The 15859-nt window shown below is 44.6% G+C and carries 17 protein-coding genes; 15 read left to right on the top strand and 2 right to left on the bottom strand.

The annotated features are described in order from the left end of the window. Window positions 1–65 precede the first annotated feature (65 nt). Together ACQY6Q_RS15160 and ACQY6Q_RS15155 are read left to right on the top strand one after the other, a co-directional pair. Entirely contained in the window at window positions 66–1604 is a 1539-nt protein-coding gene (locus ACQY6Q_RS15160; protein WP_427982641.1) for a DUF3369 domain-containing protein, read from the top strand. A gap of 128 nt (window positions 1605–1732) precedes the next feature. Further along, window positions 1733–2263, top strand: a complete 531-nt coding sequence (locus ACQY6Q_RS15155) for a YaeQ family protein (protein WP_427982639.1) — start codon at window positions 1733–1735, stop codon at window positions 2261–2263. Between the two features lie 13 nt (window positions 2264–2276). On the opposite strand, the gene ACQY6Q_RS15150 is transcribed toward ACQY6Q_RS15155, so the two are convergent. After that, complete coding sequence (locus tag ACQY6Q_RS15150) at window positions 2277–2609, bottom strand: PBPRA1643 family SWIM/SEC-C metal-binding motif protein (RefSeq protein WP_427982637.1); 333 nt, start codon at window positions 2607–2609, stop codon at window positions 2277–2279. 609 nt (window positions 2610–3218) lie between these two features. Here ACQY6Q_RS15150 and dmeF point away from each other — a divergent pair. The 9 genes from dmeF (at window position 3219) to ACQY6Q_RS15105 (ending at window position 11130) form a co-directional block, all read left to right on the top strand. Further along, the gene (gene dmeF / locus ACQY6Q_RS15145; RefSeq protein ID WP_427982635.1) at window positions 3219–4133 is read left to right on the top strand and encodes a CDF family Co(II)/Ni(II) efflux transporter DmeF; all 915 of its coding nucleotides are present in this window, start codon (window positions 3219–3221) and stop codon (window positions 4131–4133) included. Beyond that, entirely contained in the window at window positions 4130–4546 is a 417-nt protein-coding gene (locus ACQY6Q_RS15140; protein WP_427982634.1) for a MarR family winged helix-turn-helix transcriptional regulator, read from the top strand. Before dmeF ends, ACQY6Q_RS15140 begins: the two co-directional genes overlap by 4 nt. 245 nt (window positions 4547–4791) lie before the next feature. Continuing rightward, entirely contained in the window at window positions 4792–5403 is a 612-nt protein-coding gene (locus tag ACQY6Q_RS15135) for a thermostable hemolysin (RefSeq protein WP_427982633.1), read from the top strand. Window position 5404: 1 nt separating this feature from the next. Further along, complete coding sequence (locus ACQY6Q_RS15130; protein ID WP_427982632.1) at window positions 5405–6898, top strand: AMP-binding protein; 1494 nt, start codon at window positions 5405–5407, stop codon at window positions 6896–6898. A 27-nt stretch (window positions 6899–6925) separates the two neighbouring features. Beyond that, a complete protein-coding gene (locus ACQY6Q_RS15125; RefSeq protein ID WP_427982631.1) occupies window positions 6926–7609 on the top strand; it encodes a TenA family transcriptional regulator in 684 nt (227 codons plus the stop codon). 11 nt (window positions 7610–7620) lie between these two features. Continuing rightward, window positions 7621–8427, top strand: a complete 807-nt coding sequence (locus ACQY6Q_RS15120; protein ID WP_427982630.1) for an SDR family oxidoreductase — start codon at window positions 7621–7623, stop codon at window positions 8425–8427. A 9-nt stretch (window positions 8428–8436) separates the two neighbouring features. Then, window positions 8437–9075, top strand: a complete 639-nt coding sequence (locus ACQY6Q_RS15115) for a tetratricopeptide repeat protein (protein WP_427982629.1) — start codon at window positions 8437–8439, stop codon at window positions 9073–9075. Beyond that, a complete protein-coding gene (locus tag ACQY6Q_RS15110) occupies window positions 9075–9731 on the top strand; it encodes a response regulator (RefSeq protein WP_427982628.1) in 657 nt (218 codons plus the stop codon). Before ACQY6Q_RS15115 ends, ACQY6Q_RS15110 begins: the two co-directional genes overlap by 1 nt. After that, window positions 9721–11130: an ATP-binding protein gene (locus ACQY6Q_RS15105; protein WP_427982626.1), complete on the top strand. Its 1410-nt coding sequence runs from the start codon at window positions 9721–9723 to the stop codon at window positions 11128–11130. Before ACQY6Q_RS15110 ends, ACQY6Q_RS15105 begins: the two co-directional genes overlap by 11 nt. A gap of 22 nt (window positions 11131–11152) precedes the next feature. Here the strand turns inward: ACQY6Q_RS15105 and ACQY6Q_RS15100 are convergent, their stop codons facing one another. Further along, complete coding sequence (locus ACQY6Q_RS15100) at window positions 11153–11707, bottom strand: cysteine hydrolase family protein (RefSeq protein ID WP_427982625.1); 555 nt, start codon at window positions 11705–11707, stop codon at window positions 11153–11155. 117 nt (window positions 11708–11824) lie between these two features. Between ACQY6Q_RS15100 and ACQY6Q_RS15095 the strand changes: the two genes are divergently transcribed. From ACQY6Q_RS15095 to modC, 4 genes are all read left to right on the top strand, one after another. Further along, the gene (locus ACQY6Q_RS15095; protein ID WP_427982623.1) at window positions 11825–12853 is read left to right on the top strand and encodes a GlxA family transcriptional regulator; all 1029 of its coding nucleotides are present in this window, start codon (window positions 11825–11827) and stop codon (window positions 12851–12853) included. Between the two features lie 210 nt (window positions 12854–13063). Continuing rightward, entirely contained in the window at window positions 13064–13792 is a 729-nt protein-coding gene (gene modA, locus ACQY6Q_RS15090; protein ID WP_427982622.1) for a molybdate ABC transporter substrate-binding protein, read from the top strand. A 23-nt stretch (window positions 13793–13815) separates the two neighbouring features. Next, entirely contained in the window at window positions 13816–14487 is a 672-nt protein-coding gene (gene modB / locus ACQY6Q_RS15085; protein WP_427982620.1) for a molybdate ABC transporter permease subunit, read from the top strand. 12 nt (window positions 14488–14499) lie between these two features. Next, entirely contained in the window at window positions 14500–15579 is a 1080-nt protein-coding gene (modC, locus tag ACQY6Q_RS15080; protein ID WP_427982618.1) for a molybdenum ABC transporter ATP-binding protein, read from the top strand. Window positions 15580–15859: the final 280 nt, after the last annotated feature.

The raw sequence follows: 15859 nt of genomic DNA, 5'->3' as shown, positions 1-15859 counted from the left end.
ATAGTCTTTGATATTATGGATTTGCTGATCTAATTTTATTGTATCTAAAGAATACGGAGTAGGGCATGAGTGACTTTCTTTTCATCGACGATGTCGAGGAACCCAAGGAGGATGTTACCAAAGCAACATGGAAGCTATTGGTGATAGATGATGAAGCAGAAATTCACTCGGTAACGCGTTTGGTTCTCTCCGACGTTGAAATTGATGGTTATAAGCTAGAGTTTCTTTCAGCTTACAGTGCAGACGAAGCAAAGCGGATGTTTGATGAACACAACGACATCGCCATTGCTCTAGTTGATGTGGTGATGGAAACCGATCATGCCGGTTTAGAGTTAGTTCGCTGGATTAGGGAAACCAAGCAAAATCATGCCACCCGTTTAATTCTACGGACTGGCCAGCCAGGCCAAGCTCCTGAAGAGTCGGTGATTAAAGATTACGACATCAACGATTACAAGAGTAAAACCGAACTCACTGCCACCAAACTAAAAACTATTACCTATTCAGCTATTCGCTCTTACCGAGATATTCTTTTCATTGAGCGCCATCGTCGTGGCTTAATGCAAGTGATTGAATCGACGTCGTTAGTGTTAAAAAGTAAAACCTTATTTCATTTCGGCTCTGCGGTATTGAAACAGTTGGTTGAATTATTTCAGCTTGAAGGTTCAGCCATGTATATCACTACGCTAACCGAGGATGTGCTGCGCCATCAATCATTTAATGTATTGGCCGCCACGGGTGATTTTGTTACCAACGAACATAACGAAGATGATTTCGACCACAGTAAAATTCCAGATAATGTAAAACAACTGTTGAAACAAGCGCTTGAAGAAAAGAAAACCCTTGTCACCGAAAGTTGTTATGTCGGGTTTTATGCCACCGATAGCCGCAGTGTCAGCTTACTGTATGTGCAACACGAAAAACCTCTCGACGAGATAGAGAAAGGGCTTTTGGAAGTATTCGCAACCAATATCGCCCTTACTTTTGAAAACCTCACCATCAAAGAAGAGATCCAAGAAACTCAGAAAGAACTGATATTCATTATCGGTGATGCGATTGAGCAACGCAGTAAAGAAACCGGTTCGCATGTGAAACGGGTATCTTTAATCTGTGAATTGATGGCGAAAAAATTAGGTTTTGAAAGTGAATATGTAGAAGCCCTAAAACACGCGGCGCCTTTGCATGACCTAGGAAAAATTGCTATTCCCGAATCAATATTGCATAAACCAGGTAAGTTAAATCCTGAAGAGTGGGCAGTTATGCAAACTCACGCTCAAGTGGGCCATGACCTATTAGCTGGTTCAAATAAAATAATCGCTCGCCTTGGCGCTGAAATTTCCTTATGCCATCATGAAAAATGGGATGGAACCGGTTACCCTCGGCAATTATCCGGTGAAGAAATTCCGTTGGTGGGGCGTATCATGGCCATTACCGACGTGTTTGATGCGCTTGGTTCTAAACGTTCTTATAAAGAGCCATGGAATAATCACGAAATTAAGGCTTTTATCATTGAACAGAAAGGCAAACATTTTGATCCTAAATTGGTTGATTTGTTGATTGAGAATTTTGACGAGTTTGTCGAAATTCGAAACAACTATCCCGATTAAATACAAGCTCTTATAGGTGTCTAAAACCAATAATTAGTTATTGAAAATAAAAGTAAAAAAGCGCATTCTTGCACTGTTGTTTCACTTGGCTGCAGTAGTTAAGGCAACCTATTAACAAAGGCACAACAGTGGCGCTTAAACCAACCATTTATAAATTCCGGATATCTTTATCTGACCTTAACCGCAATTACTACGACACAGTTAATTTAACTATTGCTCAACATCCCTCAGAGACGCTTGAACGGATGATGGCTAGAGTAATGGCGTTTTGCTTGAATGCTGATCCGGAGCTTGGCTTTACCAAAGGTTTAAGCGAAGTAGAGCAGCCTGATATTTGGCAAAAATCGCTGGAGCAAGACACTTTGTTGTGGATTGATGTTGGTGAACCCACAGCAGAGCGATTGAAAAAAGCGGCTCGCTCTGCAAAACAAGTTAAAATTTACAGTTTTAACTCTAAATCAACCACTTGGTGGCAACAACTGCCAAGTAAAACCAAGCAACTTCCGATAGCATTCTGGCAGTTTGATTGGCAAGAAATAGCCAGCTTAGCTAGTTTCGTTGAACGAACCATGGATATGTCGGTTACCATCACCGAAGAATCGGCTTATGTCACCACTGCCAACAATGAAATTGAGCTGCACTGGCAAGCGTTAAATTAAATGCCGTTGAACATTAAGCACAACACTTTTTAAACTTTTTGCCACTGCCACAGTGGCATAATTCATTTCGTTTAGGTGTTTTAGCCTGCCGCGAGGTTTCTGGTTTTTTTAAATAAATATCTAGTTGCTCTGTACGCTCTTCTTGATCGGGATCTACGCTAATATCAACAAAAATGTTTTCACGTTCAGCCAAAACCAACAGCTGCTGTTTCTTTTCTTGTGTATGAACCGATAAACTCAGAGGGGCTTCGGCGGATCCTGGTTTGATCACGCGCTTGGTATTAAAGCCAAAGCTTTGATGTTTTGGTTTCTTCTCAATACGACCTTTATAAAAAAATTTAGACATAAGATTACCTCGCTAATAGCCTGCTATGCGGGCTTATACAGTAAATGGGTAAACAAATAAACTAAACATTGCGATGTGGCAAAGTGAGAAGAATAAAAAAAAAGCCACTAAGACATAGTGGCAACTCAAAAAAACATATCAACTAACATAAATGAGCGGGAGCAATACTACCCAACTTTTTGTAGTTGAGAAACGCAAGAACTAAACGGTTTAAACGAATAGTTGAATAAATTAAAGCACTTAAGTCCGTTTTTCGTCACTGTTAGATCTGACAGTTTGACATTACTCGGATTTAAGCAAAGTAATCACTTTACTCTTGTTTACAAACAGCGCTCGCAATAAGCCTGCATAGAGCGCTTACAGTATGGGCTGCCTGCGAACTCGTCCATCGAGAAAAAAACATCGGCTGTATCACCTGTTGTATCACCTCTCAGGCGATAAGCCGTCGTTTGAATTTAAATACCGTTTAATAATTATGAGTAAGCAGATTAAGTCCACTTGTCTGTGTCAGCACGACAAGCTTACCTACTGTTTGAATTTGAAATTTAGTTTGATCATCAAATCATTTAAATTTAATATAGTTTGATGATCAAACTATGAGGGACTAGCATGGTAAAGGAACACCATCACAATTTCAGTTCGCATAATTACCAAGGAGAACGTCGCACCATTTGGGTGTTAGCTATAACACTGATCGCCATGACGGTAGAGATCATCGCAGGAACCGTTTACGGCTCTATGGCTTTGCTGGCAGACGGCTGGCACATGGGCACACACGCAGCTGCTTTTTGCATTACGCTATTTGCCTATCGCTATGCACAAAAACATGCCAATAACACACGTTTCTCCTTTGGTACCGGCAAGGTGAGTGTATTGGGTGGGTTTACCAGTGCAATCGCGCTCGGATTGGTTGCAATCGTAATGTTGATTGAATCCGCCCATCGCTTGTTTAACCCTCAAACCATCCAATTCGATCAAGCTATTCTTGTTGCCATAATTGGTTTTGTGGTTAACGCTGTGAGTATGTGGTTACTGCATGACCACCATCATCATTCTGAGGCTCGCCATCACCACCATGAGCCTACTAGTTCACATCAACATCAGCATGACCATAACCTTCAAGCCGCTTATCTGCATGTGCTAGCAGATGCGCTGACTTCAGTGCTGGCGATTGTTGCTTTGTTATTTGGTAAATATCAGGGCTGGACTTGGCTAGATCCTGTAATGGGTGCCGTTGGCGCTTTAGTGATAGCTAAATGGACGTTTAATTTGTTGAAACAAACCAGTCCAATATTGCTAGATGAGAGTATTGATGGCGACTATTGCGCTGCAGTAGAGCAAGCCTTATCTGAAACCGCAAAAGTCTTAGACCTGCATATATGGAAGGTCGGTGCCAATAACTACTCAGCTGCTATATCGATACAAGATCAAGCCAATAAAAGCTTTCAAGATTACCAGCGCTTGCTACAAAAATTTGATAAAATTGATCACCTTACTTTGGAAATTCAACCTACAAGCCAATGAAAAACATCGAAAAGTTGAACCGTTCGCTTACAGAGTTTTACGATAAAATGTCTTCGTGGGAACAATCGGTGGTAAAAGATACGCCCTATAGCTTGGCGCAAATTCATACCATTGAAGTGCTAGGACACCATCAAGCACTGCGAATGAAGGACCTTGCGGAAAAGCTCGCCATCACTACCGGCACACTCACTGTGCAAATTGAAAGGTTAGTGGCCGCTAAGTTGGTTGAACGAGTGGCCGACCCTCAAGACAGACGGGCGATAGTGGTGGTATTGACTGAGCAGGGTAAGGCGATTTATCAACAACATAACCAATTACATCTAGATTTGGTGAAAGAGCTCAGCAAACACATCGAGCCAGAACAAATGGCTGTGCTACTGGATAGCTTAGATAAAATTAATAACGAGTTTTAGTCTACTGCTAAGCCCTATTGTTAAAGCTTAGTTGAGCGGCAAAAACAGCCATGTCTTGTGCTCCGGCTGTGTTATTGCGCATTGGCTTTATCGTTTTACTCAACAGCAATTAACCGCAAGAAAGCGCTAAACGGTGTCTCCTTTTGCGCATTTATCTAAATAATTTCAATTAATTTACTTTCTTAAGACTATCTTAAGTTTCGCGTTTTAGTTTATTGCTTAATTAGCAATGAAAGGAAACGCTCATGAAGTACCCCGAAATAAACGTGGGAACGAGCACGCAATTAAACATTGTCGGTCCCGAACATCCTATGTGGCAGAATGTGGTTACTCATGTTCAACAACGTTATCAACTAGCCTTTATGGCCAATGTTAAGCAAAGCATGCCTGCTTATTTAGCACTCATTGATAACAGCAACATCTTATCGGTATGTGGTTTTCGAGCCGCAGAAAACGAAGCCTTATACTTAGAGCAGTATTTGGATTGCCCAGCCGAACAATTAGTCTCCAAGCTATTTAACTGCTCAATTAGTCGCGCTAATTTGGTGGAGTTTGGTCATCTCGCGTCCTTCACCAAAGGCTTATCACCGTTACACTTTTATCTTATAGCTGAGTTATTAGTCGAGCAGGGCTTTGAATGGTGTATTTTCACTGCTACCGACCCTTTGCATGCCTTAATGATGCGGCTAGGGCTTGAACCCAAACTGATAGCTGAAGCAAGTCCCAGCAAAGTTAACGATGCCCAACAGATTTGGGGCTCATACTACGATACCCACCCCAAGGTTTACGCGGGTAACTTAAGTAAAGGCTTAAGCCGGCTACGCATGCTGCAACAACGAAAAATAAAGCAGGCCTAAGATGAATACGATCATTGAATCACTCAAACGGCACGCTAATAGCAGGCCTAAGCAACTGGCTTTTGTTGGAGAAACGGCTCAAGAGACACAACTGCAATTGAGCTATCAACAACTGGCCGAGCAAGTGTTTGATACCGCGGCGAATCTCACCAGCCTTAAGGTGAAGGTATTAGCCTTAAGAGCCGAAAATAGTATTAGTTGGTTAGTTGTAGACTTGGCCGCTATGGTGGCGGATGTAGTGGTGGTGCCTATCCCCACCTTTTTTACTCAAAGCCAGGTTGAGCATAGTCTCGAACAGTCCGGCGCCGACACTTTAATTGGCGATTGGATAGAAAGTGCTGACCAACTATTAGTTGGTTACATCGCTAATCTTGCTGTATATAGACGCGCAAAAGCAAAACCAGTACCGCTGTTAGCTGGCACTAGCAAAATTACGTTCACTTCTGGCTCAACCGGACAACCCAAAGGCGTTTGCCTAAGTCAGCAACATTTATCTACCGTGGCTAGCTCATTAGCCACAACAGTAACGGGTTTGGCTAGAAAACACCTAATATTGTTACCTTTGTCGACCTTGTTGGAAAATATCACAGGTGTTTATGTGCCGATTTTGCTCGGCGCTAGCGTACATGTCTATCCAGGAAGGAAACTCGGTTTACTCGGCTCAAGTCAATTTAACGCCGCCGCCTTTGCCCAACAACTCGCCGACATTCAACCGCAGAGTTTAGTGCTTACTCCCGCTTTACTGTTGGCCTTAATTAAACTGGTGCAAAGTAATAGCCAATTGGCCCAGGCGTTAAAGTTTGTAGCAGTGGGGGGCGCTCGTGTCTCGGCCCAATTGATTAGCGCAGCCCATGACTTAGGCATTCCTGCCTACGAAGGTTATGGCTTATCCGAATGCGGCTCGGTGGTATGTTTAAACACCCCTAAAGCCTTTAAAGCGGGCAGTTGTGGTAAACCCTTAAGCCATTCACAGTTGCGAATAGCCGAAGACGGAGAGTTACTGGTTAAAGGTAATAGTGCCTTAGGCTATTTAAGTGCCCCATTTATTGAAGAATGGCTGGCAACGGGTGATTTAGCCTCTATCGATGAACAAGGTTTCGTGCATTTATTGGGCCGCAAGAAAAACCTGTTAGTGACTGCCTTTGGCCGCAACATCTCTCCAGAGTGGATAGAGTCTGAAGCGCAGGCCTTACTGCCAGGGGTGCCGTTATTTGTCACTGGCGATGGCCAAGAGCAGTTATGTGCGGTGAGTCAACACACCAGCAACATTGATGCAAAGCTCAGTGAGCTCAATAGCAAACTGCCTGATTACGCTCGAATCGGTCGCATTTTACTGTTAGAAAAAATGCATGCCATTCCCAATTGGTTCACTGCGAACGGCAAAATTCGCCGCGACCAGCTAGAGCAATCGGTTAGTGAATTACTTTCGCAAAACCTATCAAACGTGAGTTTCCATGAACAAATGGTGACTCGAATCGATTTACTAAAGTCGTAACCAATTAATATTAAAAAGGAAAAAACCATGGCTTCATTTTTTGAACAACTCAAACAAGCGACTGCTGTGAAGCAACAGCAATTACTTTCTGCTGCTGTGATTGCGCAGGTACAACAGGGGCAGATTTCAAAGTCTATGTACATCGCTTTTCTCACTCAGGCTTACCATCACGTTAAACATACCGTGCCCTTACTCATGGCTTGCGGTGGACGCCTGCCAAGCGAACAGGAATGGCTACGTGAGGCTATTGCCGAATATATTGATGAAGAGAAAGGCCATCAAGAGTGGATCTTAGCCGATATTGCTGCGTGTGGCGCTGATGCCGAAGCGGTTCGTAAGAATGAAGGCGAGGGTAAGGTTTGCCCTGCCATAGAGTTGATGGTGGCATATTTATATCATCAAATTGACCGTCATAATCCACTAGCACTATTTGGTATGGTTTGGGTATTAGAGGGCACCAGTGTAGGTATTGGTGGACAAATGGCTGAAAAAATTCAACAACAACTTAATCTACCAGACAGTGCCATGAGCTATTTAACTTCACACAGCGTCTTAGACCATGAACACTTAAAATTCTTCGAGTCTTTAATGAACAAAGTTGATAAGAGCGAAGACCAACAAGTCATTATCGATGCCGCTAACATGGTATTTAGTTTGTACCACGATATGTTGCAAACACTGCCGGTATATAGCGCCCAAGACGCTGCCTGAGGTACACCAGAATGAACATTAACAACAGCCAAGTTATGCTTATTGGCGCCAGTGGCGGAATTGGCCAAGCTACGGCCAAAGCATTGGCTGAAGCAGGGGCTAGGCTGATATTAGTTGGTCGAAACCAAGCCAGCTTAAGTACCTTGCAAAGTGAACTTACTAATAGCCAACAGCACCAAATTTTGCTTGCTGACATCACCAGCCCCTCAGGTATTTTGGCAATTAAGCAGTTGGCGCAGGCCTTGGCTCAACAAGGTCAGGCAATTGATGTATTGATAAACAATGCCGGTTACAACAGCTTTGCCTTACTTAGCCAGCGTTCTGCACAACAAATCGAGCAAGAATTAAAGGTGAATTTACTAGCGCCGATGCAAATCTGCCAAGCCTTGCTTAGTCATCTTAAACAACCGGGGTATATCGTTAACATCGGTTCAACTTTTGGTTCGATAGGTTACCCCGGCTATACCAGTTATTGTGCAGCTAAAGCGGGTTTGCAGCGTTTCACGGAGGCGCTAGATAGAGAATTGAGTCACACGGGAATCCGCTCTTTCTATCTCGCCCCCAGAGCCACCGATACGGCCTTAAATAGCCAAGCCGTTAATCGCTTAAATCAACAACTAGGTAATAAAACCGATAGCCCCGAGGTAGTAGCCAGCCACCTTTTAACGGTGTTGCGTAAGGAAATTCCTTGTAAATGGATCGGTTGGCCTGAGAAATTTTTTGCTCGGCTTAATCAATTGTTTCCTCGTTTGGTTGCAGCGGCAATTGATAAACAAAAAGAAAGTATTAATCAGCATTTAAACCGGGTTAAGCATTAGGAGTGCATCATGAGATCAATTTCCGTTATTAGCGCATTGGCGCTGCTATCTGCTTTAAGCAGTCTGCCAGCACAAGCAAACCAAACAAAACTTCAAGAAATTCAAAGTAATTGGGCTATTTGCCAGTATAATACGCCGGAAAAGTCTGAACAAAAGCAGTGTTTTCAAACACTGATTCAGCATACCGAAAAGGTGCTAGCCCATGAACCGCCTACGCCAGCGTTAACCGTATGGTTAGCTATTAATAAGGCTTCATTGGCGGGGGTAAAAGGAGGCTTGGGCGCGTTATCGTTGGCCAAAGAGGCCAAAGCGTTGTTAGAACAAGTGATTGAAACCGCGCCAGAAACTTTAGACGGTTCTGCCTATACCAGCCTAGGTTCTCTATACTATAAAGTACCGGGGTGGCCGATTGGTTTCGGTGATGACGGCAAAGCCGAACAATTGTTAAAACAGGCATTAGCCATTAATCCCAATGGAATTGACCCAAATTATTTTTATGGGGACTTTTTGTTAGAAGAAGGGCGTAACCAAGAAGCAAAAATGTACTTTACTAAGGCTTTAAATGCCGCACCAAGGGCAGAGCGTCCTTTAGCGGACCAAGGTCGCAGGCAAGAAATCAACCTTAAGATGGCGAAACTAACCGACTAATGCGCTTATTACTAATTGAAGACGATAGCTTATTGGGGCAATCCATGGTGACTTCCTTGAGTCGCCATGGCTATACCGTTGACTGGCTAGACCGTGCGGCTGGTGTGGTGAATGCACTCAAAGCTGAAGATTTTACCGCGGTGATATTAGATTTGACCTTGCCCGATATTGACGGGCTTGTGCTGTTACGACAAATCCGTCAAGCCGGTTACGATCTTCCTATCATGATATTAACCGCACGTGATGATATTGATGACCGGGTACAAGGTTTAGACACCGGCGCCGATGATTACCTTGGTAAGCCGTTTGCGCTGGAAGAGTTGTTAGCTCGGTTAAGAGTACTTATTCGGCGCCGCTCCGGCACGGCCAACCAGTTGATCGAAGTAGGGCCGTTGGCCCTATCCTTATCGGAACAAACAATTTGTTTTGAACAACAGCCTTTAAAACTGACCCGCAATGAATACAAGATTTTAGCCCAATTACTGACTAATGCCGGACGGGTACAAAGCAAAGAGCAACTGCAGCAGTCATTACATGGCTGGGACGAAGGCGCTAGCGATAACGCCATTGAAGTTCACATCCATAATTTGCGAAAAAAAATACCCACAGTGGCGGTAAAAACTATTCGTGGCGTAGGTTATATTCTTGAAAAATAGTACTCCATATTCAATTAAACGCCGGCTCACCCTCTCAGTGGGTATTTTGGTGAGTGTATTGCTCATCATTTCCTTGTATTTTAGTTTTAACTCCGCCAAGCGCGAAGTCGAAGAAGTCTATGATGCTAGGTTAGGCCAATCTGCCAAACTAATGCTTCTGGCTATGTCCTTATCCAACGCGGAAAAAGGCGTGCTGAATCAGCGTAATGATTTTGATTTGTGGATGCAGCGCATTGAACAACTGGCTGAACACGATAGCCAACCGACCCCCTTTGGCCACCCCTATGAACAATTTTTAGTATTTCAGTTCTATCGGGACGGAAAGTTACTGTGGAGCTCGGCCTCAGAATTGAGTGCTTTATCGCAATCGGCTACCACTAAAGGTTTTGCCGATACCTTCGTGTCGGGTGAGCAATGGCGAACCTTTCAGCTCTCCTTTCCAGACGATAAGCGTCAAGGCGAGTACATTGTGGCAGGTGAGAATCAAAGCATTCGTGAAGAAATTATCAATGAAATCGCCTTATCCACTTTGGTCGAGCAGCTGTTCCTTCTGCCAACGCTGTTGGTGGTATTATTATGGTTGATCAGAAAGTATTTTAAACCCATCGACCAACTGCGCATCGCCATGGCACAACGCAGCGCCCACTGTTTAGACCGGATCCATGTGGCTGATCAATCAATAGAACTCCAGCCTCTAGTTGATGCGATTAATACCTTGTTAGTTCAGTTAGAGTTAGCTTGGCAGAAAGAGAAACGCTTTACTCGTGCTGCCGCCCATGAATTAAAAACCCCTTTAACCATTTTGCGCTTAAACGTAGAAAATGCGATGCAAACCGAGGACCCTAAGCAACGCGAGCGTGACCTGCAAAACCTGTTATTGGGCATCGACCGTACCGACAGGTTAATTCATCAATTACTCACTCTTGCCAAGGTGGATGGTTCATCATCCCATTCGCAAATTACTACGGTTAGGCTCAAGCCTTTGCTACAGCAAATTATTGCCGATTTGGTTCCTCTCGCACTGACTCAACACCAAGAAATCAGCTTGAAAGCCGATACCGCCGAAGTTTTAGGCGATCCGGCTTTATTAGAAGTTCTTTTCCGTAATCTAGTGGATAACGCCATTCGTTACTCTGGGCACGGCAGCAAAATTCAATTGCAGCTAAAAAACCTGCCACAGCAGGTTGAGGTATTGATCTGTGATAACGGCGAGGCAATTCCCGACACCACCCGCGAACGTATTTTTGAGGCCTTTTATCGAGGCCATTCCGATCAAGGAAACGGCGCTGGCTTAGGTATGTCGATATGTAAAGACATTGTCGCGATACACAGCGCTGAATTAATGTTGCTGCCCCGCGCTAACCACAAAAATACCTTTCAAGTTAGCTTTGCTAAATAGCTTGGTTGTCGCAGCTGTGGATTCAATCCACAGCGCCGATAAATTGCTCATATGACACCACCTCGGCGTAGGCAAAGGCAAGCGCCGCCATGCTAGCAGCATGTACCTGCTTAGCCGGAACAGTTACGCCATTAAATTCCAGCTCGCGAGTCGCACACGCATTCTCGATGACCGTGCATTTAAAACCTAGATCAACCGCCGCCCGAGTGCTTGCCTCTATACACATGTGACTCATTGCTCCAGCAATAATTAGCTCATTGATATTCGCCTCCTTTAACAGTTGCTCCAGTGAGGTTTGCACAAAAGCATTAGGCCGGTGTTTTATCAATACCAACTCATTATCACTTGCTTGCAAGCCATCAATCGGCTGTATCGCTGGGGTATCGGCAATAAAAATCGCTGCCTCTGGCTGTGAGTTGACATGATGAACGTGGATAATGTTGTCGCCGAGCTGGCGGTGATATTCAAGTAGTTGTATAGCTTTTGCTACCGCTTGATTAATCTGTTGTAGCGGTAGTTTGCCTGCAGATAAATATTCTTGTTGAAAGTCGATTAATAATAACGCACGTTGACTCATGATCTTACTCCTTGTTTATCAAAACAAAATTGGCTTGAAAGTGTTGACATTATCGATAGCCAGAGCAGACTTGTCTGGAGCCATAAATGACATAAACAAGGGCAAGTACGACAAACTATGCATAGCAATTACATCGAAGTAGGGATTCTGTTGTATCCGCAAGCTCAGCTATCGGCAGTGTTAGGTTTGGCGGATCTATTTAGCGTAGCCAATCGTTACCTTAGCCAACATACCAATACTGAATATCACCAAATTAGAATTAGCCATTGGCAAATCAACAAGGGACGCTGTTGTCGTGTCTATGACAGCGAGCCACAAGCGACTCATCAAGCGTTAGCCGTTGTAATTGTTCCGCCCAGTTTGGCGGGGCTGCCTAATATCGAGGACTTACAGCCTTATGGTGACTTCCTGTTGGAACATCACCGTCAGGGCGCAATTATGGCTAGCGTCTGTATCGGTGCTTATATTTTGGCCCAAGTTGGCTTATTAGACGGCCGTCAAGCCACCACCCATTGGAACTATACCGCGGAGTTTCAGCAGCGTTTTGCTAAGGTGAAATGGAATACAGACAAACTGCTGGTAGATAATGGTGACATTATTACTGCCGGCGGGGTCATGGCGTGGACTGATTTAGGCTTGAAATTACTCGACAAACTCGCCGGGTCAAGTTGTATGCTGTCGGTAGCTCGAACCCTGTTGCTTGACCCACCAGGTAGAGAACAACGTCTTTACAGCTTATTTTCTCCTAATCTACAACATGGTGACCAGGCCATTTTAACCGTTCAACATTGGTTGCAAGAACACGCCAATACCAGTTTTACCGTCGAGCACTTAGCAGACAAGGCAGGCCTACAGCTGCGTACGTTTCAACGGCGCTTTATTAAAGCCTGCGGTATTAATCCTTTAGCTTATTGTCAGCAGCTTAGAGTCAGCAAAGCCTGTGAACTCATCCAATACAGCCGCCTCCCCATAGACAACATTGCTTGGCAGGTGGGTTACCAAGATAGCGGCGCATTTCGCAAGATTTTTCATCGAGTCAAAGGAGTTAGTCCTGCAGAGTATCGGCGTCGCTTTGTTGCCAATGACCAACCCAGCCTTTACTTATTTAATGATGAAGAGCGTGACGGGGTAGCGGCAATTAACTGAAAACCATAGAGCAATTAAAAATTTACTTCGTTATTCGCATCAATTAAGGTCGAGTATCCCGTAGGTATTCAAACTCGTTAGAAATAGGCCAGCTGCCGACTTCTAGTTAAGCTTTAGCCGAACAGTGATTGACTAATAGCGACTTTGTTTGAAGACCTAACTATGTTTTATGGCGAAGTTTTACCAGCTATGTTTTTACCAAGGAATTATATGCGCCTTTGCTTGTTGGTTTGCTTATCTTTACTAGGAGGGCCAAGCGCGTTTGCTGCCACCGCCATGGTGGCAGTGGCCAACAATTTTTATGGGCCGATGAAGGCGTTAAACGCCGATTTTAGTCAGCAAACAGAACATTCTTTGCTGCTTAGCACTGGGTCAACCGGACAACTCTATGCGCAAATTATTAATGGTGCGCCATTTGAGCTGTTTTTTGCCGCGGATAGGCGCCGTCCTAAAGAATTGCAAGCTAAAGGTTTGGGAAGTGGTGCTTTTACTTATGCGCAGGGCAGTTTAGTGCTTTGGTCGTCAGCGGAGAATGTTGATTTAGTCGATCGTCTTATGCAGCAAGATTTTGCTCACCTCGCAATGGCAGATCCTAAATTAGCGCCATACGGGCTCGCCGCCCAGCAAAGCTTAAGCAAAATGCAACTGTGGCAGGCGGTGCAAGCCAAGCTTGTGCTGGGTAAAGGGATTAATTCCAGCTATCAGTTCATTGCTAGTGGCAATGCCGAACTAGGGTTTGTGGCTAAATCGCAGATCTTTCAGCAAGGGCAGTATAGCAAGGGTGCGGTGTGGGAAGTTCCAAAGCACTACTATAAGCCCATTTTGCAAGATGCGGTGATATTGCATAAGGGGCAACACAATCCAGCACTGACTGCCTTTTTAAATTATTTGAAAACTGAACGCGCCCAAGCGATTATAAAAAGCTATGGATATCAGTAAGTTTATAAACTAGGACGTAACAAATGGTCGACTGGTTAGTGGTTGGAACAACGCTCAAGCTGGCGTTTATCGTCACAGCTGCACTGCTGGTGATAGGTATTCCCATTAGTTGGTGGCTAAGTCACAGCCAAAGCCGCTTTAAAGGCGTGGTGGAGGCCGTATGTACCTTGCCCATGGTATTGCCGCCTACCGTGCTGGGCTTTTATCTATTGGTGTTACTCAGTCCCAATAGCGCCTTTGGCCAAGCTTTAGATAAATTGGGCATCGCCCAACTGCCATTCTCATTCGCTGGCATTGCCGTGGCCTGTACTATTCACTCGCTGCCTTTCGTTATCCAACCCTTAAAAAATGCCTTTGAAGCCATTGGTACTCAACCCGCCGAAGTGGCGGCCACGTTGCGAGCCAGCCCAACCGATACCTTTTTTCACGTTACCTTGCCGTTAGCTTGGCCGGGGATTTTTTCTGCGTCCATCATGGGCTTTTGTCATACCTTGGGAGAGTTCGGCGTAGTATTGATGATTGGTGGTAATATTCCGGGCAAAACCAGAGTGATGTCGGTTGAAATCTACAACTATGTTGAAGCTTTGGAATACGGCAAGGCGCACCTGTTGGCCGGCGGCTTAATGCTGTTTTCTTTTGCTTCATTATTGTTGATGCATTGGGTGAACAACCGTTATCGACTTCGTTTTAGTTAAGGACAAGCTGTGGTGAGCGAGATTTACGCAAAATTTTGTATTAAACGCCAAGGCTTTGTTCTTGACGTTGATTTACGCTTGCCCGATAAAGGCATTAGCGTATTGTTTGGTCCATCTGGTTCGGGCAAAACCACCTGTTTGCGTGCCATGGCAGGACTAGAGCAGTTTGAGCATTCGTATTTCGCCATTGGCGACCAGGTATGGCAAGACTCCAGCAAACAACAGTTTTTGCCAACACATCAGCGACCATTGGGTTATGTGTTTCAAGAAGCTGGCTTGTTTCCTCATTTGTCGGTGAAAGATAACCTCCTATTTGGCCTTAAAAGGGTCGCAGAGTCACAGCAAAAAATTAGCTTCGAAGCGATGACCGCCTTGTTGGGCATAGAGCATCTGTTAAATCGTGCTCCTCACCAATTATCGGGTGGCGAAAAACAACGGGTAGCGATTGCCCGCGCTTTACTTACCTCACCTCGTTTATTACTGATGGATGAACCGTTATCGGCGCTGGATGTTAAGCGCAAACAAGAAATTCTTCCTTATTTAGAACGCCTACGTAACCAACTATCGATACCCATTGTGTATGTGACGCATTCGGTGCAAGAGCTCGCGCGCTTAGCCGATCACATCGTGGTATTTGACAACGGCTCGGTGGTGGTGAGTGACGCGGCACCTAAAGTGATGTCTGATCCTCGCTTAGAATCAGTATTTGATAGCGAGCTAGGCAGTATTTTCGATACCAAAGTGCAAGCCTATTTAGACTACGACATTACCCAACTAGATATGAACGGCTTAAACATTTTGGCCCCCCGACACATAGGCAAGATAGGAGAGCGCTATCGCTGTAGGGTATTAGCCTCAGACGTATCAATTAGCCTCAACCAGCCGCAAGATACTTCGGTAATCAATAAGTTACCCGCCGTCATTGTACAACAGCGCTCAGCCGAACCGGCCAATGGTCACGAGTTACTGGTATTAGAACTAAGTAACGGCGCCCACCTGTTAGCTAGCATCACTCGAAAATCATTGAATGATTTAGGGCTAAAACGGGGTATGTCGGTGTGGTGCTCGATTAAATCGGTGGCCTTATCTTAGCTTCGATATAGATAAGTTGGCACTGCTGTTTGCCTAGGCTGATATGCTGAGCAAGCTTGCTTTAGCCAGCTAAACCGTGACTTAGATGAATCTCGTAGCACTAACAAACCTTGGCTTATGGCTGCCAATATAAAGGCGTGAACAACTGGGCTAAACAAACACCCGCCGCCACAGTTCAAATTTGTTCAATCGGCTAAATATTGCTTAGCCTGACTCTTTAAGTTTTGTAGACTGCCTACTTAAAGGGCAAATAAGAGACAACACAGCGTATGGCACAACT

It is taken from the genome of Agarivorans sp. (assembly GCF_050295395.1).
GTDB lineage: Bacteria > Pseudomonadota > Gammaproteobacteria > Enterobacterales > Celerinatantimonadaceae > Agarivorans.
Note: the sequence above shows the minus strand (reverse complement) of the source record. Positions and strands in the feature narration are given on the sequence as shown.